At 37.3% G+C, this 23,729-nt stretch carries 21 protein-coding genes and 3 pseudogenes; 23 read left to right on the top strand and 1 reads right to left on the bottom strand.

Annotation, left to right across the window (positions count from 1 at the left end; genetic code table 11):
• Positions 1 to 9: 9 nt before the first annotated feature.
• The 12 genes and pseudogenes from hisC (at position 10) to ACEWFJ_RS17025 (ending at position 11,133) form a co-directional block, all read left to right on the top strand.
• A complete protein-coding gene (gene hisC / locus ACEWFJ_RS17080) occupies positions 10 to 1,122 on the top strand; it encodes a histidinol-phosphate transaminase (RefSeq protein ID WP_473689318.1) in 1,113 nt (370 codons plus the stop codon).
• 208 nt (positions 1,123 to 1,330) lie between these two features.
• On the top strand, positions 1,331 to 2,614 hold the full coding sequence (gene aroA / locus ACEWFJ_RS17075) for a 3-phosphoshikimate 1-carboxyvinyltransferase (RefSeq protein WP_473689317.1): 1,284 nt from the start codon (positions 1,331 to 1,333) through the stop codon (positions 2,612 to 2,614).
• Between the two features lie 109 nt (positions 2,615 to 2,723).
• Positions 2,724 to 3,986, top strand: coding sequence for a tetratricopeptide repeat protein (locus ACEWFJ_RS17070; protein ID WP_473689316.1), 1,263 nt, complete (start codon positions 2,724 to 2,726; stop codon positions 3,984 to 3,986).
• A 72-nt stretch (positions 3,987 to 4,058) separates the two neighbouring features.
• On the top strand, positions 4,059 to 4,595 hold the full coding sequence (locus tag ACEWFJ_RS17065) for a ReoY family proteolytic degradation factor (RefSeq protein ID WP_098309402.1): 537 nt from the start codon (positions 4,059 to 4,061) through the stop codon (positions 4,593 to 4,595).
• A 607-nt stretch (positions 4,596 to 5,202) separates the two neighbouring features.
• Positions 5,203 to 5,661: a YpiF family protein gene (locus ACEWFJ_RS17060; protein WP_230574025.1), complete on the top strand. Its 459-nt coding sequence runs from the start codon at positions 5,203 to 5,205 to the stop codon at positions 5,659 to 5,661.
• Between the two features lie 140 nt (positions 5,662 to 5,801).
• The gene (locus ACEWFJ_RS17055; protein WP_473689315.1) at positions 5,802 to 6,314 is read left to right on the top strand and encodes a QcrA and Rieske domain-containing protein; all 513 of its coding nucleotides are present in this window, start codon (positions 5,802 to 5,804) and stop codon (positions 6,312 to 6,314) included.
• Positions 6,315 to 6,989, top strand: a complete 675-nt coding sequence (qcrB, locus tag ACEWFJ_RS17050; RefSeq protein WP_098309399.1) for a menaquinol-cytochrome c reductase cytochrome b subunit — start codon at positions 6,315 to 6,317, stop codon at positions 6,987 to 6,989.
• A 47-nt stretch (positions 6,990 to 7,036) separates the two neighbouring features.
• Positions 7,037 to 7,804: a c-type cytochrome gene (locus tag ACEWFJ_RS17045; protein ID WP_473689314.1), complete on the top strand. Its 768-nt coding sequence runs from the start codon at positions 7,037 to 7,039 to the stop codon at positions 7,802 to 7,804.
• Between the two features lie 251 nt (positions 7,805 to 8,055).
• Positions 8,056 to 8,672 (top strand): annotated as a pseudogene (gene lhaT, locus ACEWFJ_RS17040) (lipoprotein heptaprenylglyceryl N-acetyltransferase LhaT).
• Between the two features lie 72 nt (positions 8,673 to 8,744).
• Positions 8,745 to 9,526: pseudogene (ypjB, locus tag ACEWFJ_RS17035) on the top strand (sporulation protein YpjB).
• Between the two features lie 121 nt (positions 9,527 to 9,647).
• Complete coding sequence (locus ACEWFJ_RS17030) at positions 9,648 to 10,331, top strand: zinc metallopeptidase (protein ID WP_429709339.1); 684 nt, start codon at positions 9,648 to 9,650, stop codon at positions 10,329 to 10,331.
• A 170-nt stretch (positions 10,332 to 10,501) separates the two neighbouring features.
• Positions 10,502 to 11,133, top strand: a pseudogene (locus tag ACEWFJ_RS17025) (uracil-DNA glycosylase).
• A 187-nt stretch (positions 11,134 to 11,320) separates the two neighbouring features.
• Here ACEWFJ_RS17025 and ACEWFJ_RS17020 read toward each other — a convergent pair.
• Complete coding sequence (locus tag ACEWFJ_RS17020) at positions 11,321 to 12,202, bottom strand: YitT family protein (protein WP_473689313.1); 882 nt, start codon at positions 12,200 to 12,202, stop codon at positions 11,321 to 11,323.
• A gap of 270 nt (positions 12,203 to 12,472) precedes the next feature.
• Between ACEWFJ_RS17020 and ACEWFJ_RS17015 the strand changes: the two genes are divergently transcribed.
• The 11 genes from ACEWFJ_RS17015 (at position 12,473) to dinG (ending at position 23,454) form a co-directional block, all read left to right on the top strand.
• The gene (locus ACEWFJ_RS17015) at positions 12,473 to 12,817 is read left to right on the top strand and encodes a nucleotide pyrophosphohydrolase (protein WP_473689312.1); all 345 of its coding nucleotides are present in this window, start codon (positions 12,473 to 12,475) and stop codon (positions 12,815 to 12,817) included.
• Positions 12,814 to 13,614 carry a 4-hydroxy-tetrahydrodipicolinate reductase gene (gene dapB / locus ACEWFJ_RS17010; RefSeq protein WP_230574033.1) on the top strand — a complete coding sequence of 267 codons (801 nt, stop codon included), beginning with the start codon at positions 12,814 to 12,816 and terminating at the stop codon, positions 13,612 to 13,614. The genes ACEWFJ_RS17015 and dapB overlap by 4 nt, the downstream gene beginning before the upstream one ends.
• Positions 13,615 to 13,628: 14 nt before the next feature.
• Positions 13,629 to 14,024, top strand: coding sequence for a methylglyoxal synthase (mgsA, locus tag ACEWFJ_RS17005; protein ID WP_098309390.1), 396 nt, complete (start codon positions 13,629 to 13,631; stop codon positions 14,022 to 14,024).
• A 10-nt stretch (positions 14,025 to 14,034) separates the two neighbouring features.
• A complete protein-coding gene (gene bshB1, locus ACEWFJ_RS17000) occupies positions 14,035 to 14,739 on the top strand; it encodes a bacillithiol biosynthesis deacetylase BshB1 (protein ID WP_473689311.1) in 705 nt (234 codons plus the stop codon).
• Entirely contained in the window at positions 14,736 to 15,881 is a 1,146-nt protein-coding gene (bshA, locus tag ACEWFJ_RS16995) for an N-acetyl-alpha-D-glucosaminyl L-malate synthase BshA (RefSeq protein WP_429720792.1), read from the top strand. The genes bshB1 and bshA overlap by 4 nt, the downstream gene beginning before the upstream one ends.
• On the top strand, positions 15,868 to 17,061 hold the full coding sequence (locus ACEWFJ_RS16990; RefSeq protein ID WP_473689310.1) for a CCA tRNA nucleotidyltransferase: 1,194 nt from the start codon (positions 15,868 to 15,870) through the stop codon (positions 17,059 to 17,061). Before bshA ends, ACEWFJ_RS16990 begins: the two co-directional genes overlap by 14 nt.
• On the top strand, positions 17,046 to 18,026 hold the full coding sequence (locus ACEWFJ_RS16985; protein ID WP_473689309.1) for a biotin--[acetyl-CoA-carboxylase] ligase: 981 nt from the start codon (positions 17,046 to 17,048) through the stop codon (positions 18,024 to 18,026). The genes ACEWFJ_RS16990 and ACEWFJ_RS16985 overlap by 16 nt, the downstream gene beginning before the upstream one ends.
• Positions 18,027 to 18,424: 398 nt before the next feature.
• Positions 18,425 to 19,261, top strand: a complete 837-nt coding sequence (gene panB / locus ACEWFJ_RS16980; protein ID WP_473689308.1) for a 3-methyl-2-oxobutanoate hydroxymethyltransferase — start codon at positions 18,425 to 18,427, stop codon at positions 19,259 to 19,261.
• On the top strand, positions 19,261 to 20,109 hold the full coding sequence (panC, locus tag ACEWFJ_RS16975; RefSeq protein WP_473689307.1) for a pantoate--beta-alanine ligase: 849 nt from the start codon (positions 19,261 to 19,263) through the stop codon (positions 20,107 to 20,109). The genes panB and panC overlap by 1 nt, the downstream gene beginning before the upstream one ends.
• A 12-nt stretch (positions 20,110 to 20,121) precedes the next feature.
• Entirely contained in the window at positions 20,122 to 20,505 is a 384-nt protein-coding gene (gene panD, locus ACEWFJ_RS16970; protein WP_154709022.1) for an aspartate 1-decarboxylase, read from the top strand.
• A gap of 159 nt (positions 20,506 to 20,664) precedes the next feature.
• Positions 20,665 to 23,454 carry an ATP-dependent DNA helicase DinG gene (gene dinG, locus ACEWFJ_RS16965; protein ID WP_473689306.1) on the top strand — a complete coding sequence of 930 codons (2,790 nt, stop codon included), beginning with the start codon at positions 20,665 to 20,667 and terminating at the stop codon, positions 23,452 to 23,454.
• The last annotated feature ends 275 nt before the right edge of the window (positions 23,455 to 23,729 follow it).

Here is a 23,729-nt window from a genome sequence, read left to right as displayed (position 1 = left end):
GGAATTCCAGTGAAAGTAAAAGAGCAATTATTGTCGTTAAAAGCGTATGTGCCAGGTAGAAATATTGAAGAAGTAAAGAGACAATATGGGTTATCTAAAATTGTAAAGCTAGCATCAAATGAAAATCCATTTGGATGTTCAAAACGTGTAGCTGAAGCTTTGGCATCGTTAGATGGGCAATATGCGCTCTATCCAGACGGTGCAGCGTATGCTCTTCGTGAAAAATTAGCAGATCACCTTCATGTAAAAAAGGAACAAATTTTATTTGGTAGCGGCTTAGATGAAGTGATTCAAATGATTAGCCGTTCTCTGTTACAAGAAGGAACAAATGTTGTCATGGCAAAGCCGACATTTTCACAATATCGTCATCATGCAGTAATTGAAAAAGCAGAAGTACGTGAAGTACCTTTAAAAGAGGGTACACATGATTTAGAGGCAATGCTTGCACAAGTTGATGAGCATACACGTATCGTATGGATTTGTAACCCTAATAATCCAACAGGAACGTACGTTTCAATGGAGCGGTTACTTTCATTCTTAGAGGCAGTTCCGAAAACAACACTTGTTATTATGGATGAAGCATATTATGAGTATGCTGGGGCTAAAGATTATCCGCAAACATTACCACTTCTAGAGAAGTATGAAAATCTTATGGTATTACGTACATTTTCAAAAGCATACGGATTAGCATCATTTCGTATTGGTTATGCGGTAGGAAATGAAAGCTTAATGTGTTCGTTAGAGGTAGCAAGATTACCATTTAATACATCATCAATTGCACAAGTAGTTGCGCAAGCCGCGGTAGAAGATCAAGCGTTTTTACAAGAGTGTGTGAAAGTGAATAATAAAGGATTACAGCAATATTATGATTTTTGTGAGAAGTATCAAGTGTTTTATTATCCATCACAGGCGAATTTTATCTTTTTAGAGCTTGGTCTTCCAGGAGATGAAGTATTTGAAAGGCTACTACAAAAAGGATACATCGTTCGTTCCGGTGGTCCACTTGGTTTACCGAACGGTATTCGGATTACGGTTGGAACGAAAGAAGAGAACGCGGAGATTATTGCGGTGCTTACTGAACTTGTAGAAGAGAATTTGAAAAAAGAAGAGACATATTTATAAGAAAAGAAACGGCTCCATTATTAGGAGTCGTTTCTTTTCATCCTATTTGCGTAAAGAAGAAGGAAAGAAGTACAATAAAGTGAAACTACCGTCATTGAATTTTTTCAACTCTCACTAATGGGGGAATTTTACCAATCAGGCTCTTACTGTCCAAAAATAGCGAGATAAAGAAAGAATACATACGTGAACATTAATAGAGGTGATAGAGGTGAACCGATTAACAAAGCTTAAGAATGGATTAAACGGAACGATTTTTGTTCCTGGAGATAAGTCTATTTCGCACCGCGCAGTTATGTTTGGGGCAATTGCAGAAGGAACAACGAAGATTACAAATTTTCTTCAGGGTGAAGATTGTTTAAGTACGATTGCTTGTTTTCAAAAGTTAGGAATTAAGATTGAGCAAAAGGGTAACGATGTCACTGTATATGGAAAAGGATTACAAAGACTAGTAGAACCGACGGAAGTATTAGATGTTGGAAACTCAGGAACGACAATTCGGTTAATGCTTGGTATACTAGCAAATGCATCGTTTCATTGTACAGTTATCGGAGATTCTTCAATTGGAAAGCGTCCGATGAAACGTGTTACAGAACCTCTTCGTCAAATGGGTGCTAAAATTGATGGAAGAGAAGATGGACAATATACGCCTCTTTCTATTCGAGGGGGAAATATAAAAGGCATACATTATCGTTCTCCCGTGGCAAGTGCACAGGTGAAATCAGCTGTTTTACTTGCAGGGCTACAAGGAGAAGGCGTGACAACTGTGACAGAACCATTACAGTCTCGTGATCATACAGAGCGTATGTTACGTGCATTTGGGGGCTGTGTTACTGTTGATGGATTAACTGTCTCATTAGAAGGTGGACAAAAGCTTTCTGCGGCGAATATTGAGGTGCCAGGAGATATCTCTTCAGCTGCCTTTTTCTTAGTTGCAGGTGCAATTGTACCAAATAGTAAAGTGGTATTAAAAAACGTTGGGTTGAATCCGACAAGAACTGGAATTCTTGATGTGTTATCACAAATGGGGGCGAATTTGTCAATAGATAATATTCGTAATGAAGAGTTTGAACCATGCGGTGATATTACAATTGAAACCTCACAATTAAGAGGAATAGAAGTTAGCGGTGCGCTTATTCCTAAATTAATTGATGAAATTCCAATTTTAGCGCTGCTAGCAACCCAAGCAGAAGGGACAACTGTGATTAAAGATGCGGAAGAATTAAAAGTAAAAGAAACGAATCGTATTGATACAGTTGTAAATGAGTTAAAAAAGTTAGGAGCACATATTGAAGCAACAGAAGATGGTATGATTGTGCATGGTAAAACGCAATTACATGGAAACGTGGTAAATAGCCACGGTGATCATCGTATCGGTATGATGCTAGGTATTGCATCGTGTATAGCAGATGGAGAAGTTACGATTGAAAATAGCGAGGCAGTAGCTGTGTCATATCCGAACTTCTTTGAACAGTTACATATGCTGCAAAACTAAAAGAATCTTTTCCTTTTGAGAAGGTTCTTTTCTTCTTCACACTGTTGCTTACACGGAAACAGTTGTTTATTATGGAATTTACATAAGTATTTATATAAAGGAGCTAGTTATGCAAAAGTTTGAACAAGCTGTTACATATATTGAAAGCGGAGAAACAGAGAAAGGATTACAACTATTAGCAGAGCAAGTAAAACAAGGTACGGATGAAGAAAAGTATGAAATTGCTCGTTATTATTATACACTAGGGTTTGTAGATCAAGCGCTAGAAATAGTAGAAGATTTACGGTTGCTATACCCAGAAGAAAGTGAATTCACGTTATTTTTAGCAGAGTTATATATTGATGTAGACAAAGAAGATGAAGCAATTGAAGTACTTCACGATATTCAAGAGGATGATGAATTATACGTTCAATCTCTTCTCCTTGCGTCTGATTTATATCAAATGCAAGGGTTTGATGAAGTAGCAGAGCAAAAATTATTAAAAGCGAAAGCGATGATGCCAGATGAGCCGGTAATTGCTTTCGGACTTGGGGAATTGTATAGCAGTAAAGGAGAAGATAGTAAAGCAATTCCATATTATGAATCATTACTTCCAGAACATAAAGTGATGGGCGGTGTTGTTGTTCCGCTTCGATTGGCTGAAAATTTAAGCGCACTTGGGCAATGGACTGAAGCAATTTCTTATTATGAGGAAGGTTTAGAGGAGCAGAAGGATATTCATTCTTTATTTGGATTTGCGTTTACGTTGTATCAAGGAGAACAGTACCAAAGAGCAATCAGTGTATGGGAAGAATTAAAAGAGTTAGATCCAGAATATGCATCTTTATATATGTATTTGGCGAAATGCTACGAAAAAGAAGGTATGCTTCAAGAAAGTTATGAAACGCTTCAAGAAGGAATAAAAATTGACGAACTATCGATACCATTTTATGTAGAGCTTGCTAATGTTGCAGCGAAGCTAGGGGAAAGAAATGAAGCAGAAGATTCGCTTAAGAAAGCATTAGAGCTTGATCCGTCGCATTTAGGGGCTACCTTAAAGTATTCATACATCTTAAAGGAAGAAGAACGGTATGAAGAGGTGATTGCTGTTGTAGAAAAAGCCATTGATAATGGGGAAACGGACACGCAATTACTTTGGGATATTGCACATGCGAAAAAACAATTAGAATTGTATTCGGAAGCATTAAAACATTACCAAAGCGCATATACTTCTTTTAAGAATCATCCAGATTTCTTGGAGGAGTACGGTTACTTCTTGTTAGAAGAGGGATTGCGAAAAGAGGCGAAAGAAGTATTTACACGTTTATTACAGCTAGATCCGACACAAACTCATATTGAAGAATTATTATATAATTTAGAGGATTTTTCATAAGTTGGAAGGAAACTGAATACTGCTTCTTGAATGTAAAAAGAAAAAAGAAGGACAGAGGAGGGATCAAGCGCTATGAATACCCCTGTTTCTGTGAATGAAAAGAAAGATTTTGTAAAATGGTTTTTAAATAATTATCAACTGAAACAGCGAGAATGTGTTTGGATTTTAAATTATTTAATGAGTCATGATCAATTAATGGATAAGGTGCATTTTGTAGAGCATGCGAAATATTGTCCGCGTGGGTTGGTAATGTCAGCGAATTGCGTGAAAGATTTACCGTTTCATTTTTATAAACAAAATGTAATGACGACTGATGCGGAAAAATCATTTCATGATATTCGCTTAAACAGAGATGAAGATATTTATATTCAGCTCAATTTTAAATCATCTTTCCAAAATGCGAATTATGTGGCAGTGCTAGAAGAAAATCCATATTTACCGAAGAATATCGAAGTAAATGAAAAAGATCGTTTATTAGCAGAGCGATTTTTAGAAGAAAGCGTATATTCGTTTCGAAAAGAACGACTTTTGAAATTAATTGACGAAGCGCTTGATACTCATGATGAAGAAACGTTCCGCAAGTTAACAGACGAGTTAAAATGCTTATAAACTTATCTGTGAAAAGTAATTATGAAAATTTTTAGACTATTACGAAGAAAAACCATCTTTTATAGATGGTTTTTCTTTTTTTACCTTTATCTGTATGGTTTAATAGAAATAGAGTGAAACTTTCTTTATGATTTGGTCAACTACCGACTACTTAAATGTTAATACGTTTTGAAGTGAGGGATTGTAAAAAGCTTTGGTTGTCTAGCCTTAGTCCTATGTGGACTCCGTTCATAGGCTGCATACCCAAGAATGATTCCCTAGTTCTTGGCTCTATGGTGGCTCTGTAACAGTTCTGATTGGGAAGGTACGGTCAACTACAAGCCCTCTTTCATAAGAAGCTGCCAACACCTACAAACATTGGCGAAGGGAAACTACATCCTTATATGGATGGGCAAAACATGCGTGTATTTGCCAAGAATTACTTTAGGCTGTGCCTAACCGAATTTCATCCTCATCTTACCGCTGGGCTATTGCCCTTGACGCGCTTGAAGATGGAGACTTCTTTCAGAAATAATTTAAATTAATTAAACTCTTATGGGTAAGTAGTATAGGGGGAGGTCATACTGTCCATTAGAGTGGGAATAAGGGGAAAAGGGGGCTATTAAGTGTGAAATGGGCTGTAGCAGATGTATTGCAATACGAACAAGCTAGAGAATATATTGATACAGGAATTATACCACTTCTTTCAATTTCGCTTGAAAAGGGGATGAAGGAGGCTGCTGTAGAAGGAGAATTTATTTCTGCTTTAACAAGAGAGTTAGAGAGGGAGTATAAAGGTAGAGTATTTTTATTACCCGCATTTACATATGTAGAAGGGGCATATGTAAGTGAGAAGCATCGTCTACAAGAATGGACGAACTATTTGAAAGAACAAGGTTTGCAGCATATTGCGTTGATCACAAGTGATTTTTCTTGGAAAGAAATTGAACATGAATTGACAGAAAAACTATTTTGTTTACCAGCACTACCGCTAGAACAGCTTAGTGATCAAGCGAAAAGAGAAATAATTCAAGCGCAAATAAAAAATATTATGGAAAAATTAACTGAAAAGTGGGAAAATAAATAATAAATTGATAGTTTTGAAAATTGTGATTAGTATGATATTGACCAATGTAGTAGGGTATTATATCATGATAGTGTCCTAGTTTTTTATCTTTTATATTAGTTTTTCACGGGGGACAATTTCTGATAGAGGGGGAAATTTTCGTGAGTGAGAAAGAACACAAGGTGTCAAGAAGACAGTTTTTAAACTACACTCTTACAGGTGTAGGGGGATTTATGGCAGCTGGTATTCTAATGCCAATGACGCGTTTTGCGCTTGATCCAGTTTTAAGGAAAGAAGCAGGGGGAGAGATGGTTGCAGTCGCACAGGTAAAGGATATTACGACTGAACCGAAGCGTTTCGACTTTAAAGTAAAACAAGTTGACGGCTGGTATAAATCAGAAGAACCAAAGTCAGCGTGGGTTCACAAAGATGAAAGCGGAGAAATTGTAGCATTCTCTCCAATTTGTAAACATTTAGGGTGTACGGTGAACTGGAATTCGGACAAGTCACATCCAAATCAATTCTATTGTCCGTGCCATGGAGGACGTTATACAAAAGATGGTATAAATGTAAAAGGAACACCGCCTCTTGCTCCGCTTGATGTGTTTCAATCACAGGTGAAAGATGGAACGCTTTATTTAGGTAAAGCGAAGCCAAGAGGGGGTGCGAAATAGATGTTAAATAAAATTTACGATTGGGTAGATGAACGGTTAGATATTACCCCTTTATGGCGCGATATTGCCGATCATGAAGTACCGGAACATGTAAATCCAGCGCATCACTTTTCAGCTTTCGTGTACTGTTTTGGAGGACTTACGTTTTTTGTTACAGTTATTCAAATTTTGTCAGGTATGTTTTTAACAATGTACTATGTACCAGATATTAAAAATGCGTGGGAATCTGTCTATTACTTACAAAATGAAGTGGCATATGGACAAATTGTTCGCGGTATGCATCACTGGGGTGCAAGTCTTGTTATCGTTATGATGTTTTTACATACACTTCGAGTTTTCTTCCAAGGTGCTTATAAAAAGCCTCGTGAATTAAACTGGATTGTTGGAGTACTTATTTTCTTTGTTATGCTAGGATTAGGTTTTACAGGATATTTATTACCATGGGATATGAAAGCATTATTTGCAACAAAAGTAGGGCTTCAAATCGCGGAGCAAACACCGCTTATTGGATCTTATTTAAAAACGTTGCTTGCCGGCCACTCCGAAATTGTCGGTGCCCAAACACTAACTCGCTTCTTTGCTATTCACGTATTCTTCTTGCCAGCCGCACTTCTCGGATTAATGGCAGTTCACTTCATCATGATTCGCAAACAAGGTATTTCCGGTCCGCTATAAGATGTTACTAGATTATAAGGGAAGAACATAATTAAAGGAGGGAGATTATGCATCGTGGCAAAGGGATGAAGTTTGTCGGAGATTCGCGAGTACCTGCTGTTAGAAAACCGAATATTCCGAAAGATTACTCCGAATATCCAGGGAAAACAGAAGCATTTTGGCCAAACTTTTTATTAAAAGAGTGGATGGTTGGTGCAGTCTTTTTAATTGGCTATCTTTGTTTGACAGTGGCACATCCATCACCACTTGAAAGAATTGCAGATCCTACAGATACAGGGTATATCCCACTTCCAGACTGGTACTTCTTATTTCTGTATCAATTGTTAAAGTATTCTTATGCATCTGGTCCATATACTGTCATTGGAGCATTTATTATGCCAGGTATCGCATTTGGCGCGTTATTACTTGCTCCGTTTCTTGATCGAGGACCGGAACGCGGTCCATTTAAACGCCCGGCCGCAACAGGTTTTATGCTTTTAGCATTAGCATCCATCGTTTTCTTAACGTGGCAATCTGTTGCAACACATGACTGGGCAGCTGCGAAAAGACAAGGTGCGATTGTAAAAACGGTACAAGTTGATAAAAATGATGACGGTTATAAAATTATGCAAAAAAATACATGTTTAACATGTCACGGTGATAACTTACAAGGGGGAGCAGCTGCACCTGCACTGCAAAACTTGACATTAAAGCCGGATGAAATTGCGAAAATCGCAAAAGAGGGAAAAGGTGCAATGCCAAAAGGTGTCTTTAAAGGCACAGATGAAGAGTTGAAGAAAGTAACAGAATTTATCGAGAAATATAATAAAAAGTAAACGGATGCTGACTGCAATTTTGCAGTCAGTTTTTCTAGTTTATCCCGCATTAACGTGAAGTAAGACCCCCACCTCAAGATTGAGAGAGAAGCGAGGAAGATAGGAGGGGGATAACTGTCCGTAAAAGCCCGATTGGTTAAACTAACCATCAGTGAGGGATGCCACTGATGTATCCTGCTATTCACAGGCTGTAAGATATCCACCTATAGAAATTGCACTGTATATAGAGAAATTTGCTATAATATAACTGTATGTTAAGAAAGTTGAGGGATCAAAACGTGACATTTTTATATTCGATATTGAGAGAACGCACCTTTTTATGGCTTTTACTCATTGTAAACATTTTTGGAACGATATATGGATACATATGGTATCAATATCAGTTAATTGAAACGCCTCTTATATTTTTGCCATTTGTTCCAGATAGTCCAACAGCTAGTTTGTTTTTGTATTTGTATTAATCGCTTTTCTTCAAAGGAAAAACTGGGGATTGATGGAGGCTCTGGCAATTGTAACTTTATTTAAATACGGTGTATGGGCTGTTGGAATGAACATATTGTTGCTTATTGTACAAGGAGATATTGGGTGGTCAGGATATATGCTGATTGTGTCTCATGGTGCAATGGCTATCCAAGGTTTACTGTATGCTCCGTTTTACCGCATAAAGCGTTGGCATTTTGTGGTTGCAGCTATTTGGACGCTGCATAATGACATCATTGATTATGTATTTAGACAAATGCCGCAGTATGGTGTGTTAGATAAGTACTATCAACCAATTGGTTATTTCACATTTTGGCTCAGTATAATAGCTTTAGGAATTACATACTACCTTTGCATGCGGGAGCGTCGTCTTCAGTTTTCACTGTAGTAAATGAATCTCTCTGTTCTATTCTTGTCCCATTCTACATATTTTGTATTAGAAGCTATAGGGGGGACAAGAATGAAAAGAGTATTAGCTGGAATCATAGCGTTTATGTTTATATTGTTTCCTGTTCGTATATATGCAGCTAATTGGAATGAGCTAAATGGATTATTAGATGACTCGTTGCAGTTTGTAAAACAAGAGGAATACGACAAAGCCACGCAAATATTGACACATTTTTCACAGCAGTTTTTAACGGTCAATCAAACAAAGAAAATAGAACCTGAGCATATTCGTGTTATTTCGCTTGCTTATGAGAAAGCATTGAAATCTTTAGAAGGACAAGAAATAAGTAAACAAATAAAGATAGATAATGTGCTAGCACTTCGTCTCGTGTTAGATGCAGAAGTATCGAAATATCAGCCGCTTTGGATGGAGCGGGAAGAAAATGTAATGAGTGCATTTGGACAAATCGAAAACGCAATGCAAAAGGAGAACATGATCGTTTTCAACAATCGTTAAATGTATTTTTGCATGAATTTGATATTATTTATCCAAGTCTAATGATTGCCTTGCCGGAAAAACAATTGCAACGTGTGAATTCTCATTTGTCATATTTAGATGAATTTCGTTATATGATGATCCAAAATAAGAGTGGTCAAACACAAGTGGGAATTATAAAAGATGATTTAAATAAAATTTTTCGCATGGCGAAAAAGGACGAGGTAGATTCTTCGCTTATATGGTTTATGACTGTAACAGGAGGTATTATCATTTTTACATTAACGTATGTTGGTTGGAGAAAATATAAAGGGGAAAAAGAAAAACAAAAAAGTGCAATGCATTCGAAGAATAGATAAGATTGTTTTTCAAACAAAGTGAAATATTGAACCTCTGTTGTAAGGTTTCTTTGTTGACAATGTTACGGGAAGAAAATAGAATGGGTATTACTATATGACATAACTTTATTGGAGGTTCATGATGGGTTTTTACTTAATTTACTTTGCTATCATCATGATCATACCGTTGTATGCACAGTCTCGAGTACGCAACGCATATAGTAAATACTCACAAGTGTATTCAACTTCTGGTATGACAGGTGCGGAAGTGGCTCGTAGAATTTTAGATGAGAATGGTTTGTACAATGTAGCGGTAGAAGAAACGCCAGGGCATTTATCTGACCACTACGATCCAAGATCGAAAACAGTTCGTTTATCAACAGACAATTATTATGGACATTCTGTTGCTGGGACAGCGGTAGCTGCACACGAAGTTGGGCATGCGATTCAAGATGCAAAAGATTATAGCTTTATGCGTTTCCGTCATTCGCTTGTTCCTGTTGCAAATTTTGGTTCAAATATGTCGTGGATTTTCATTATGATCGGTATGTTTGCACGTATGTCAAATTTACTATTATTAGGAATTATCCTAATGGCAGCGGGTGTGTTATTCCAACTTATTACATTGCCAGTTGAATTTGATGCATCAAAACGTGCAATGAAGCAAATTGAAGCGCTTAGCATTGTATCAACGGACGAATATGGCCAAGCTCGTAAAGTATTAAATGCAGCAGCTCTTACGTATGTCGCAGCAGCGGCAGTTGCAGTGTTTGAACTGCTTCGTCTTTTATTAATTTATACAGGTATGCAGCGTAACGATGATTAAAGACTATCAGTTTTGATAGTCTTTTTTGTTGTCATAATTATCGAATTTCCTGTTATGTCTTTTATTAATAACCGTATGTAATTTGAGAAGTTTGTGTAAGAATAAATGAAGAGTTAGCTGTTTATTCCAAGAATAATCGGATAAAAGTGTAACAAGCAGAGGTGATAAACATGGAATTTCCAGAGTTATTGGTGAAGCAAGCGAAAGAGAGAATGGCCCCCTATCCTGTTGAAGGTTTTGTATATGGACAAGGACCACAAAATCCCAAGATGATGCTTGTAGGAGAAGCACCGGGCGAAACAGAAATTCATAATGGGATACCTTTTAGCGGAAGAGCTGGTAATCAGCTCATGGATTTTCTAAAGAGGGTTGGTGTGACAAGAGAAGAAGTATACATTACTAGTGCAGTACGTAGCCGTCCATATAAATGGGGGAGAAACGAGAGCGAAGCGGAGAAATAGTGAAACGTAAATATAATCGTACGCCGAATCAACAGGAAATACTTGCCCACGCTCCAATTTTGGATTATGAAATTGAGCATATTCATGCACCTATTATTGTTACACTAGGAAATATTGCGCTCAAACGTTTAGTTGGTTCAGACAAAAAAGTGTCAGAGATACACGGTCAAGTGTTTACGCAACCTGTTCGGCGACTAGCAGATTTTAATGACGCAACGTATACTTGGACAGAGCAAGTCTATACAATTTTTCCGACATTTCATCCTGCTTCAATTTTTTATAATCGCAGTTTATTGGATTTGATTCATGAGGATTTAGAAAAGTTGAGGGAGTATATTTAGTTTAATGTTTCGACATCTAAGTCGCTGCTATGCAGAATACAACAGGACCTGCACTCGCTTTCTCTCTTTGTTTTAAAACCTCGTATGTGGCAGAAAAAAGCCCTGACCGCTTCTATGCACGGCCAGAGACTCTCGTCCTCCCCTAAAAAGAAAGGGGTTTTTAAGTTGTTTTTAAGAACATGTATAGTTAATTGTGTAACGGATTCTTATTTTCATCAAGCGTAAACCCTTCGCCAACAACATCATGCACATCACTTACAGCAACGAAAGCGTGTGGATCAACAGATGTAATAATACTTTTAAGTTTTACAATTTCATTTTTAGCAACAACGCAATATAAAACATTTCGTTCCATTTTTGTGTATGTACCAATTCCTTTTAAGAAAGTTGCCCCGCGATCCATTTCTGATAAAATTTGTGCGGCAATTTCATCATTTTTCTCAGATATAATTGTTGCTCCTTTGGCAGCGTATGCACCTTCTTGCATAAAATCAATAACCTTTGCTCCGATAAAAACGGCAACTAATGTATACATTCCTTGTTGGTATGATAAATATGTAAGGATTGATAAGATAATGACAACGGCATCAAACATAAACATAGTTTTCCCCATGCTCCAGCCGATATATTTATGAGCTAGCCGTGCAATAATATCGACTCCACCTGTTGTGCCGCCATACTTGAAAATAATTCCTAACCCAACACCAATAAATAGGCCAGCAAACAAAGCGGCTAACATCATATCATTTTGTAAGTTTAAATGTAAATTAAATATATCATAACGCTGAAAAATCCAGAGAAATAACGAAACACTAAATGTCCCTATTAATGTATATAAAAATGTCGTACGACCGAGCATTTTCCAACCTATAATAAAGATAGGTATATTTAAGATTAAGTTTGTATAAGACGGGTCTAGTGAAAATAGGAAATAAAGAAGTAGTGTAATTCCGGTAAAACCACCTTCTGCTAAATGATTTTCAATATTAATATTAACGATGCCAAATGAGAAAATAGCAGAACCAATTAGAATGAAAAGAATGTTTTGAATTTTTAAGTTTAATTTCATGCAAATCCCCCTAGTATGTAGTCATCACCTTATCTTGTTCTTATGGATAGTATACGTAATTTATTGAAAAGTTGGCAAGAAAACTCCACTCATGTTAACCATCTATTAAAGGTGACACATAGGAAACTCCTGCTTCAAGATCCAAAGGGGAACGGGAGTTTTCATAGTGTATCCTCAAAAACGTAGCAAATAAGTGATAACATGCGATAATATTTGTCAAATCGTTATGAATTGGCTAACATGATAAATGAAGGATTAGAGGTGAATAACATGGAACAAAAAACAATGAAAGATATGCAAAAGGAAGTAGATGCATATATTAGTCAATTTAAAGAAGGATATTTTAGTCCACTTGCTATGCTAGCTCGTTTAACAGAAGAGATGGGAGAGCTTGCGAGGGAAGTTAATCATTATTATGGTGAAAAGCCAAAGAAAAGCACAGAAAAAGAACGCACAATTGAAGAAGAGCTTGGCGATGTGTTATTTGTTATAATCTGTATGGCAAATAGCTTAAACATTGATTTAGAAACAGCTCATAATATAGTTATGGAAAAATTTAATACACGTGATAAAGATCGCTGGACACGTATTGAAGAGGGAGAGAAGATGGAATGAATGAGATTAAAGTAATTATTGCAGGGCCACGAGGACGTATGGGGCAAGAAGCAGTACTTCTTATGGAGAGAACACCACATTTCAATTTAGTTGCTGCTATTGATTACAAACACGGTGGCAAGAAAATTTCTGACATTGCTGGATTACCTAATATAGATGCTCCGATTTATGCGGATTTACATACTTGTTTAGATGAAGTGGAAGCAGATGTTTTGCTTGATTTAACAACACCAGAAATCGGAAAGAAACACGTAACACTTGCGGTAGAGCGAGGTATCCGTTCTGTTATCGGAACAACAGGTTTTACAGAAGAAGAGCTGCAAAAATTGATAGAAACAACAAAAGAGAAACAAGTTGGTACAATTATTGCGCCAAACTTTGCAGTTGGAGCTGTTTTAATGATGAAGTTCTCTCAAATGGCAGCGAAATATTTCCAAGATGTTGAAATCATTGAATTGCATCATGATCAAAAATTAGATGCTCCGTCTGGTACAGCTGTGAAAACAGTAGATTTAATTCGCCAAAATCGTGAACCGAAACAACAAGGGCATCCAAATGAAACAGAGCAACTAGAAGGTGCACGCGGGGCAAATGTTGATGGTATTCATATTCATAGCGTACGGTTACCAGGATTGATTGCACACCAGGAAGTACTATTTGGCGGGGATGGACAAATGTTAACGATTCGTCACGACTCCTTTAACCGTGCATCATTTATGTCAGGAGTAAAACTTTCTATTGAAACAGTAATGCAATTAGACCATCTCGTATATGGTTTAGAAAATATTATTGACTAAAGGGGAAAATGAAGATGAAGATTGCCTTAATTGCCCATGATAAAAAGAAAAATGATATGGTCTCGTTTGCGTATGCATACCAACCTATTTTAGAAAAACATATGTTATTTGCAACAGGTACAACAGGTCTTCGAATTATGGAGGCGACAGGTATGTCTGTGACAAGATATCAATCTGGTCCGCTTGGGGGCGATCAAGAAATTGGTGCAATGATTGCAAAAAATGACTTGGATATGGTGATCTTCTTCCGTGATCCATTGACATCGCAGCCACATGAACCGGATGTGAATGCGCTTCTTCGCTTATGTGATGTATACTCAATTCCACTTGCAACCAATATGGCAAGTGCAGAGCTTTTAATGCATGCAGTAGAGCGGGGCGATTTAGATTATCGAAAGCTACGAAAATGAGGGGAACGACATGAACGGATTACATATATTAGCTTTTGGTGCCCATGCCGATGACGTTGAAATCGGCATGGCGGGTACGATCGTGAAATATACAAAACAAGGGTATGAAGTTGGAATTTGTGATTTAACAGAGGCGGATCTTTCTTCTAATGGAACGGTAGAACTGAGAAAACAGGAAGCGTTAGAAGCAGCTAGCAAACTTGGTGTACAGAAGCGTATGAATCTAGCGATGCCAGACCGCGGTCTGTATATGAAAGAAGAGTATATTCAAGAGATTGTGAAAATTATCCGTACATATAAACCGAAGCTTGTCTTCGTACCATTTTATGAAGATCGTCATCCAGATCATGCAAACTGTGCAAAACTTGTAGAAGAAGCGATCTTTTCAGCGGGAATTCGTAAATATATGCCGGATTTTCCGCCGCATCGCGTTCAATCACTCTATTTTTACATGATTAATGGCTTTCATAAACCGGATTTTTGTATTGATATTAGCTCATATATTTCTGATAAGATTGCTGCGCTAGAAGCATATGAAAGTCAATTTACAAAAGGAACAAACGGTGTAAAAACCTCGTTGACAGAAGGGTATGTAGAAACGGTTGTAGCGCGTGAAAAAATGTTTGGAAAAGAAGTTGGCGTGACATATGCAGAAGGATTTATGAGCAAAAGGCCACTTCTATTAGATGAAGATTTAATAGGAGGAGTAAAATGAAATTAAAAATAGGGATTACTTGTTATCCTTCTGTTGGTGGTTCTGGAGTGGTTGGAACGGAATTAGGAAAGTTGTTAGCAGAGCGCGGACATGAAATTCATTTTATTACATCAGGATTGCCATTTCGTTTAAATAAAGTATATCCAAATATTTATTTTCATGAAGTAACAGTTAATCAATACTCTGTTTTTCAATACCCGCCGTATGACTTGGCATTAGCAAGTAAAATGGCAGAAGTAGCGCATAGAGAAAAGTTAGATGTATTGCATGTACATTATGCAATTCCACATGCGATTTGCGCATATTTGGCAAAGCAAATGATTGGAGAAAACATTAAAATTGTAACAACATTACATGGAACAGACATTACTGTATTAGGGTCGGATCCTTCCTTAAATAATCTAATTCGGTTTGGAATTGAACAATCAGATGTTGTGACGGCTGTATCCCATTCACTTATTGAAGAAACATATGAATTAGTAAACACGCAAAAAGAAATTAAAACGGTTTATAATTTTATTGATGAACGCGTGTACTTTCAAAGAGATATGTCCCAGTTAAGAAAAGAATATGGCATACAAAAAGAAGAAAAAGTATTAATTCATATTTCGAATTTTCGAAAAGTAAAGCGTGTTCAGGATGTGGTACAATCATTCGCTCTCATTGTAAAACAAGCAAAAGTAAAACTATTGCTTGTTGGTGATGGTCCTGAATTTTGTACGATTGTGCAGCTCGTGAAAAATTTAGGAATTGAAGATCGTGTCCTATTTTTAGGAAAACAAGATAATGTAGCTGAGCTTCTGGCGATGAGTGATGTAATGCTGCTGCTATCAGAGAAAGAAAGCTTTGGACTTGTATTGCTTGAAGCAATGGCGTGCGGTGTCCCTTGTATCGGTACGCGTGTTGGTGGTATTCCTGAAGTCATTCAACATGGAGAAACGGGATATATATGTGAATTAGGAGATGTAGAGGGCGCTGCGCAGCAAGCAATACAGCTTCTTCAAGATGATACATTACATGCTAAAATGGCCAAACGTTCCATGCAAGTGGCGTATGAACAATTTGGCTCAGAAAAGGTTGTTTCACAATATGAGGCAATTTATTATGACATATTAAGGGATGACAAACATGAAACGATTTAAACGAGCGGTTCCAATTATTAATACGTTAACGCAAAATGGCTTTGAAGCGTATTTTGTAGGTGGGAGCGTGCGCGATTATATAATTGGAAGACCAATTGGTGATATCGATATTGCAACATCAGCTTTGCCCAAAGATGTAATGCGTCTATTCCCGCGCCACGTGCCTGTTGGAATTGAACACGGTACGGTCATTGTTGTACAAGAAGATGTTCCATATGAAGTAACGACATTTCGAACAGAGGGAGACTACGAAGATTTTCGTCGCCCGAGCAGTGTTCAATTTGTTCGTTCGTTAGACGAAGATTTGCAGCGTCGTGATTTTACAATGAATGCAATTGCTATGACGGAGACCGGAGAAATAGTTGATTTATTTGGCGGACAACAAGCCATTGCTAAAAAGGAAATTGCAACTGTAGGAAATGCAGCAGATCGTTTTCAAGAAGATGCTCTTCGTATGATGCGCGGTATTCGCTTTGTTAGTACACTTGGATTTACATTAGAAGCAGGAACAAAACAAGCCATTATAAAGTATGGACATTTACTTGAACATATAGCAATTGAGAGAATTACAGTCGAATTTGAAAAATTACTTGTCGGTACATATTGCGCAAAAGCACTTCAGCTGTTGGTAGAAACGAAATTATATGAGCATTTACCTTATTTACAAATGTGCGGAGATTTTATTTCAAAATCGGCAGAGTATGATTGGAGCTTTTTCAAAAATGACACTGAGGCGTGGGCGTTCTTTTTATATTGCATTAGAGAAGAACATCCATCTGTTTTTTTACGACAATGGAAATTCTCGAATAAAAAAATAAAAGATATTGTATCCGTTTTATTATATGTGAGAGCACGAGAAAAACAAGGGTGGAATGTATTTTTATTATATAAAGCAGGGAAAGATATTGCTCTTATGGCAGAGCGTGTATACGAAGCCGTCATGAATACATATTCAAATTTGAATGTTGAGAGTATAGAAAAGGTATATGAAGATTTACCAATTCATAATCGTCAGCAATTGCAAGTCAGTGGCAACGATTTATTATCATGGTCAAAGGAACAGGCAGGACCGTGGGTTGCTAAGGCATTGCAAAAAATTGAAGAAGAAGTCGTATACGGAAGATTAAAAAATGAGAAAGAGTGTATAAAGGAGTGGCTGCATAGATGCAATCTGCTATAAGAAAACAGTTATTGCAAATCTTTTCTGAAGCTAATGGTGAATTTCTATCAGGACAAACGATTAGCGAGAAGCTTGGATGCTCAAGAACAGCTGTATGGAAACATATGGAATTCCTTAGGGAAGAAGGATATGAGCTAGAAGCTGTACGACGCTTAGGTTATCGCATTGCAAGTAAACCGGACAAAGTAACGGCAAATGAAATTCAGCTTGGTTTACAAACAGAGTTTTTAGGCAGAACGGTATACTTTGAAGAGTCGGTAACATCTACACAGCAAATTGCAGCTCGTCTTGCTTATGAAGGAGCGGCTGAAGGAACCGTTGTTGTTGCAGAGGAGCAAACAGCAGGTCGTGGCCGATTAAGCAGAAAGTGGTACTCACCAAAAGGGACAGGGATTTGGATGAGCATTATTTTACGCCCAACAGTTCCGATTCATCAAGCACCGCAATTAACATTGTTAGCTGCTGTTAGCGTAGCGCAGGCAATTGAAAAATGCACAAGTCTTTCCGTTGGCATTAAATGGCCGAATGATATTTTAATTAATGGGAAGAAAGTAGTTGGCATTTTAACAGAAATGCAAGCAGATCCTGATAAAATTAATGCTGTTATTATTGGAATTGGTATTAATGTCAATCAAAAACAAGAGCATTTTGCGGAAGATATCCAGCATATTGCTACTTCCTTAGCACTCGAAGCCGAAAAAACTATTGTACGAGCTGAACTTATGCAGCAAATCTTCTTACAGATGGAAAAGCTATATAAAGAGTATTTAGATCGTGGTTTTTCAGTTATTAAGCTTCTGTGGGAAAGTTACGCTGTGAGTATTGGAAAAGAAATTACAGCGCGTACGATGACAAATACAATTACGGGAATTGCAAAAGGAATTACGGCTGATGGTGTCCTTATACTTGAAGATCATGAAGGAATCGTACATCATATTCATTCCGCTGATATTGAAGTAAAGTAAAACGTTTAGCAGCTAGTTTGCACTTCTTTTCTTTGCTGCTTATGAAAAACGAAGTATCATTGCTCATTAGATTAGCATCAATATATAGCCCTTTGCTTAAAAAGAAGCGAAGGGCTATTGTATGTGAAAAATGATTTTCTTTTTTAGAAAAGTATAGCAATTATGTTTTGCTATTTGTTATAATAAGGTCGAATATGGGCAGTATCAATGTGAACTGCACCGCTGTTTAGGAAAATCAAAATAAAAATGTGGATTCTGCCTTGATCCAAAATAGGACTGGGACAGAGGGATGAATTTTGCCGAATGATACTACCCTTCTGCCTTTTGTGGTTAGAAGGGTTTTTTATATGTTTTTTCATCCGGCCATCTCCTCTCTCCAGGTAAAGGAGGAGAAGTTTTTGAAAACTGTAACGGATTTTTTGAAGATGAAAGAACAAAGTGAGCCGATTGCGATGGTAACTGCATATGACTATCCATCAGCAAAGTTTGCTGAAGAAGCAGAAGTTGACATGATTTTAGTTGGTGACTCGCTTGGCATGGTTGTGCTTGGCTATGACTCAACAATTCCAGTAACAGTTGATGATATGATTCATCATACGAAAGCAGTGCGCCGCGGCGCGAAAAATACATTTGTTGTAACAGATATGCCATTTATGTCTTATCACGTTTCACTGCAAGAAACAATGCATAACGCACGCCGTATTGTACAAGAAAGCGGTGCACATGCAGTAAAAGTCGAAGGAGCAGATGAAGTTGTATCAATCATTCGTTTCCTTACGAATGCAGGCATTCCGGTTGTAGCCCATCTTGGATTAACACCGCAATCTGTCGGTGTGCTAGGTGGCTATAAAGTGCAAGGAAAAGATGCAGAAAGCGCGAAGAAGTTGTTAGAAGACGCTAAAAAATGCGAAGAAGCGGGAGCAATTGCGCTTGTATTAGAGTGTGTACCGATGCAATTAGCGGAACTTGTAACAAAACAATTATCCATTCCAACCATCGGTATTGGCGCTGGTAATGGAACGGATGGTCAAGTTCTTGTCTATCACGATCTTATTACGTATGGTGTACAACGTGTTCCGAAATTTGTGAAGCAGTATACATCTGTGCAAGAAGAAATAGTAAGAAGTATTGGACAATATGTTCATGAAGTAAAGGTAAGACAATTTCCAGAGAAAGAACATTCGTTTACGATGAAAGAAGAAGAATGCTTAGCGTTATACGGAGGGAAACAGTAATGCATATTATTACGACAGTGCAAGAGATGCAGCAAATCGCGGGGGAGCTTCGTGCAAGTGGGCAAAAAGTTGGGTTCGTTCCAACGATGGGCTATTTGCATGAAGGACATTTAACGTTACTGAGACAAGCGAAAAAAGAAAATGATATTGTTATGTTAAGTATATTTGTAAATCCATTGCAGTTTGGACCGAATGAAGATTTAGATCGCTATCCGCGTGATATTGAGCGTGATGAGCGCTTAGCGCGTGAAGTAGAAGTGGATTATTTATTTTATCCAAGTGTCGAAGAAATGTATCCAACAGATCGGACGACGAATGTTGAAGTTGTGAAGCGTACGGATGTTTTGTGCGGAAAGCAGCGACCAGGTCATTTTGCTGGAGTTGTAACAGTATTGATGAAGCTTTTCAATATTACAATGCCAAATCGTGCGTATTTTGGTATGAAAGATGCACAGCAAGTAGCAGTTATTGAAGGATTTGTGGATGATTATAATATTCCTGTTACAATTGTGCCAGTTGAGATTGTACGCGAAGAAGATGGCTTAGCACGTAGTTCTCGCAACATTTATTTATCAGAGAGAGAACGCCAAGAAGCGCCACATTTATATAAAAGCTTATGTATGGCGAAAGAACGAATTGTTAAAGGAGAGCGTAATCCAAAAAATATTACGAGCTTCATTAAAGAATATATTGAAACGAACACACATGGTGTTGTCGATTATGCTGATCTATATGCGTATCCGAATTTAACTGAGGTTGAGAAAATAAGCGGGCGTATGATTATTGCAATAGCTGTAAAGTTTGAAAATGCACGATTAATTGATAATATTACACTTACGGTTGAATAAGGAGGAGCAACTATGTTTCGCACAATGATGAGAGCGAAGTTACACCGAGCTACAGTAACGGAAGCAAATTTAAATTATGTAGGAAGTATTACAATTGATGAGGATTTAATGGATGCAGTTGGTATTGTTGAAAATGAGAAAGTGCAAATTGTAAACAATAATAACGGTGCTCGTTTAGAAACATATGTTATAAAAGGAGAACGCGGCACAGGGGTAATCTGTTTAAACGGTGCAGCTGCTCGACTCGTTCAGCCAGGCGATAAAGTTATTATCATTTGCTACGGACTAGTTTCAGAAGAAAAAGTACTAACACATGTTCCGAAAATTGCTGTTTTAGATGACAATAATCAAATTGTGGAAATGCTTGGAGCGGAAAAAGCAGGCACAATTTTATAATATATAAGAAAAGCTATCTCTGTGAAAGGGATAGCTTTTCTTATGCGAAAGTAAAATCATTTCATTTTTCGTATCTTTCCATTAAGATGAGTAAAAACGTGGTATAGTAACACTATAGAAATTTTGTTGTTTGAAAGGTAAGAAATTGAGGTGTCATAGATGAGTAAGCGTTATGTCGTAGTCGATTTAGAAACGACAGGGAATGCCTGGAAAGATGGGAAAGATAAAATTACTCAAATTGCAGCAGTTGTGGTAGAAGATGGAGAAATCCTTGAAATTTTCTCTTCTTTTGTAAACCCTGAACGGGACATTCCGCCATTTATTACAGAATTAACGGGAATTGATGAAACACTTGTGAAGAAAGCTCCGTTATTCCGAGATATAGCGCCGATGATTATTGAACTATTACAAGGTGCGTACTTTGTTGCACATAATGTTCATTTTGATTGGAATTTTTTACAAGAAGAATTACGGCAAGCGGGATTCCTAGAAGTAACATGCCAAAAAATTGATACAGTTGAACTGGCACATATTTTATTGCCGACAGCTGATAGTTATAAATTACGTGATTTAGCAAAAAGATATGGCTTTGACCATGATCAGCCTCATCGTGCTGATAGTGATGCAATGGTGACAGCAGAGATATTTTTACAATTGCTTTCTAAAATGGAAAGTTTACCACTCGTTACATTGCAATCGTTATATGAATTAAGCGATATGTTCCAAAGTAACATTGGAGACATTATGTCTGCATGTATTTTGAATAAGATGATACATGGAACAGACGATGCGGAAAAATATGATATACACCGAAATATTGCTCTTTGCAAACGCAATTATGCATTGCAAATTGGCGAGGAGAAAATTACTGATTTTTCTTCTTTTTTAACGGAAGCGATGCAGCGTTTAGCTGAAGTAATGCCGTTTTTTGAAAAAAGAGACGGGCAGCAGCTGATGATAAATGAAGTTTACGAAGCGCTTAGAGACTCTCGATTTTCGTTAATTGAAGCGGGAACAGGTACAGGGAAAACACTAGCGTATTTGCTGCCTAGTATTTTTTATGCGAAAGAAAAAGAACAGCCGGTAGTCATTAGTACACAAACTGTGCAGTTGCAACAACAAATTTTAGCAAAAGAAATTCCATTGTTGAAAAAAATACTTCCGTTCCCGTTTGAAGTAGCGATGTTAAAAGGAAGGAAACATTATTTGTGTTTACATAAATTTGAGCATGCATTGGGCGAAGTAGACAATCATTACGATGATGCATTAACGAAAGCGAAAATTTTAGTATGGCTTCTCGATACAGAATCAGGAGATCGAGATGAGTTAAACATTCCGGCTGGAGGAAAGTTATTATGGGAGCGTATTTGTAGTGATGCTCATAGTCCAAATAGCATGAAAAGTGCGTGGTTTAGCCGTTGTTTTTATCAGCGTGCAAAAAATAAATCATTATTTGCTGATGTTGTAATCACAAATCATACTTTATTGTTCCAAGATTTCGTAAGTGAAGAATCATTACTTGCATCATGTGAACATATTATTTTTGATGAAGCTCATCATCTGGAAGAAACGGCAAGTAGAGCGTTAGGAGAGCAATTTTCTTGTATGTATTTTCAACTTATTTTATCGCGTTTTGGCACGTTAGAAACATCTGATGTGTTAGCTAAAGTGTACGATATGATGAAGCAGTCGCAAATTGCTGTTCGTTCTACGTTTCAAATGATTAGTCGTACGTTGAAAGAAATTAAGTTTGACGCAGACGAGCTGTTCCAAATGCTACGTACATTTATATTCCAAAAAACAAGGCAAGAACATGCACCTGGAAATATGCCGCTTATGTACCGTTATGATGTAAATAAAGAAAGAGGAAAGCTTTGGCGCAGTATTGTCGAATTAACGGACCGTTTTGTGCATCAGCTAGGCATATTGTTGACGTTATTAGAAAAACAAGGTGAGATGTTGCAAAGGCAAAATGAATGGGAAATGAATATGATTACGGGGGAGTTTGTACATCTTATAGAGGTACTTTCTAAGATGACCCATTCTTTACGGAAACTTATTTTAGAAAATACGAATCATGTGACATGGATGGAAACAGAAACGAAAGGAACAATTCATTCGACTATCCTATATGCACAGCCAGTTGATATAAGCGATTTATTTGCAGATCAATTTTTAACACGTAAACGGAGCGTTATTTTTACTTCAGCCACTTTAACCGTAAATGATACGTTTGATTATATAGAAGAAGAGCTTGGATTAGCGGATTTTACACCGAATACATTAACAATTCCATCACCATTTCATTATGAAGAGCAAGTAAAATTAATGGTTTCAACAGATGTTCCACATATTAAACATGTAAGTGAAGAAGAGTATGTAAGAGCAGTGTCTGAACATATTATGAAAATTGCTAAAGCTACAAATGGTCGAATGCTTGTTTTATTTACATCATACGAAATGTTAAAGCAGACATATGAAGTATTGAAAAAAGAAGAGGTACTGGAAGAATTTCTTTTATTGACACAGAGTGTTCATAATCGTAGCCGCACCCGAATGATTCGAAAGTTTCAGGAGTTTGAAAAATCCATTTTATTAGGAACAAGCAGTTTTTGGGAAGGAATTGACATACCAGGAGAGGCGTTAAGCTGTCTTGTAATTGTTCGTCTCCCGTTCACGTCACCAGATCAGCCAATGATGCAAGCGAAAAGGGAACGGCTAAAAGAAAAAGGAGAAGATGCATTTACAAAGATTGCTTTGCCACAAGCAATCCTTCGTTTTAAACAAGGTTTTGGACGCCTTATTCGTACAACGACGGATACAGGAACAGTATTTGTGTTAGATCGTCGTCTCACCTCATCTTTTTATGGGAAACGATTTGTTCAATCTATCCCGAGCATTCCATTGTACGAAGGACCGTTAGAGGATTTAATAGAAAAAATGGAATAATAAGGATAATCCCCTATGAGTGAAGGGATTCTCCATCCCTCACTCATGGATTAGCAGTTATTCTTCATCTATTTTTCTTGGTTTTTGGAATGTTGAGGGGGCTTACTGCTTGCGAATAGCATGATAAAAATTAACGCCTAAAGCAAATTTGCTTCAGGCGTTACCTGTGGGTAGGAGGAAATTTTATTTTTTCTTACATTAAGTATAGAAATACGATGGTTTTCGACTTCAAACCTTTTTTGAAGAACATGTCCTGCTATAATAGATGGGTGATG

This window comes from Bacillus sp. EA-CB0995, from assembly GCF_055814245.1.
The sequence above is the reverse complement of the archived record's forward strand: the minus strand, read 5'-3'. Positions and strand labels throughout refer to the sequence as shown.

Excerpts from the sequence above, each read along its gene's own strand:
- ACEWFJ_RS17070 (WP_473689316.1), top strand. The coding sequence starts at position 2,724 with ATGCAAAAGTTTGAACAAGCTGTTACATATATTGAAAGCGGAGAAACA.
- ACEWFJ_RS17065 (WP_098309402.1), top strand. The coding sequence starts at position 4,059 with ATGAATACCCCTGTTTCTGTGAATGAAAAGAAAGATTTTGTAAAATGG.
- qcrB (WP_098309399.1), top strand. The coding sequence starts at position 6,315 with ATGTTAAATAAAATTTACGATTGGGTAGATGAACGGTTAGATATTACC.
- ACEWFJ_RS17045 (WP_473689314.1), top strand. The coding sequence starts at position 7,037 with ATGCATCGTGGCAAAGGGATGAAGTTTGTCGGAGATTCGCGAGTACCT.
- ACEWFJ_RS17030 (WP_429709339.1), top strand. The coding sequence starts at position 9,648 with ATGGGTTTTTACTTAATTTACTTTGCTATCATCATGATCATACCGTTG.
- ACEWFJ_RS17020 (WP_473689313.1), bottom strand. The coding sequence starts at position 12,202 with ATGAAATTAAACTTAAAAATTCAAAACATTCTTTTCATTCTAATTGGT.
- ACEWFJ_RS17015 (WP_473689312.1), top strand. The coding sequence starts at position 12,473 with ATGGAACAAAAAACAATGAAAGATATGCAAAAGGAAGTAGATGCATAT.
- dapB (WP_230574033.1), top strand. The coding sequence starts at position 12,814 with ATGAATGAGATTAAAGTAATTATTGCAGGGCCACGAGGACGTATGGGG.
- mgsA (WP_098309390.1), top strand. The coding sequence starts at position 13,629 with ATGAAGATTGCCTTAATTGCCCATGATAAAAAGAAAAATGATATGGTC.
- bshB1 (WP_473689311.1), top strand. The coding sequence starts at position 14,035 with ATGAACGGATTACATATATTAGCTTTTGGTGCCCATGCCGATGACGTT.
- bshA (WP_429720792.1), top strand. The coding sequence starts at position 14,736 with ATGAAATTAAAAATAGGGATTACTTGTTATCCTTCTGTTGGTGGTTCT.
- ACEWFJ_RS16990 (WP_473689310.1), top strand. The coding sequence starts at position 15,868 with ATGAAACGATTTAAACGAGCGGTTCCAATTATTAATACGTTAACGCAA.
- ACEWFJ_RS16985 (WP_473689309.1), top strand. The coding sequence starts at position 17,046 with ATGCAATCTGCTATAAGAAAACAGTTATTGCAAATCTTTTCTGAAGCT.
- panC (WP_473689307.1), top strand. The coding sequence starts at position 19,261 with ATGCATATTATTACGACAGTGCAAGAGATGCAGCAAATCGCGGGGGAG.
- panD (WP_154709022.1), top strand. The coding sequence starts at position 20,122 with ATGTTTCGCACAATGATGAGAGCGAAGTTACACCGAGCTACAGTAACG.
- dinG (WP_473689306.1), top strand. The coding sequence starts at position 20,665 with ATGAGTAAGCGTTATGTCGTAGTCGATTTAGAAACGACAGGGAATGCC.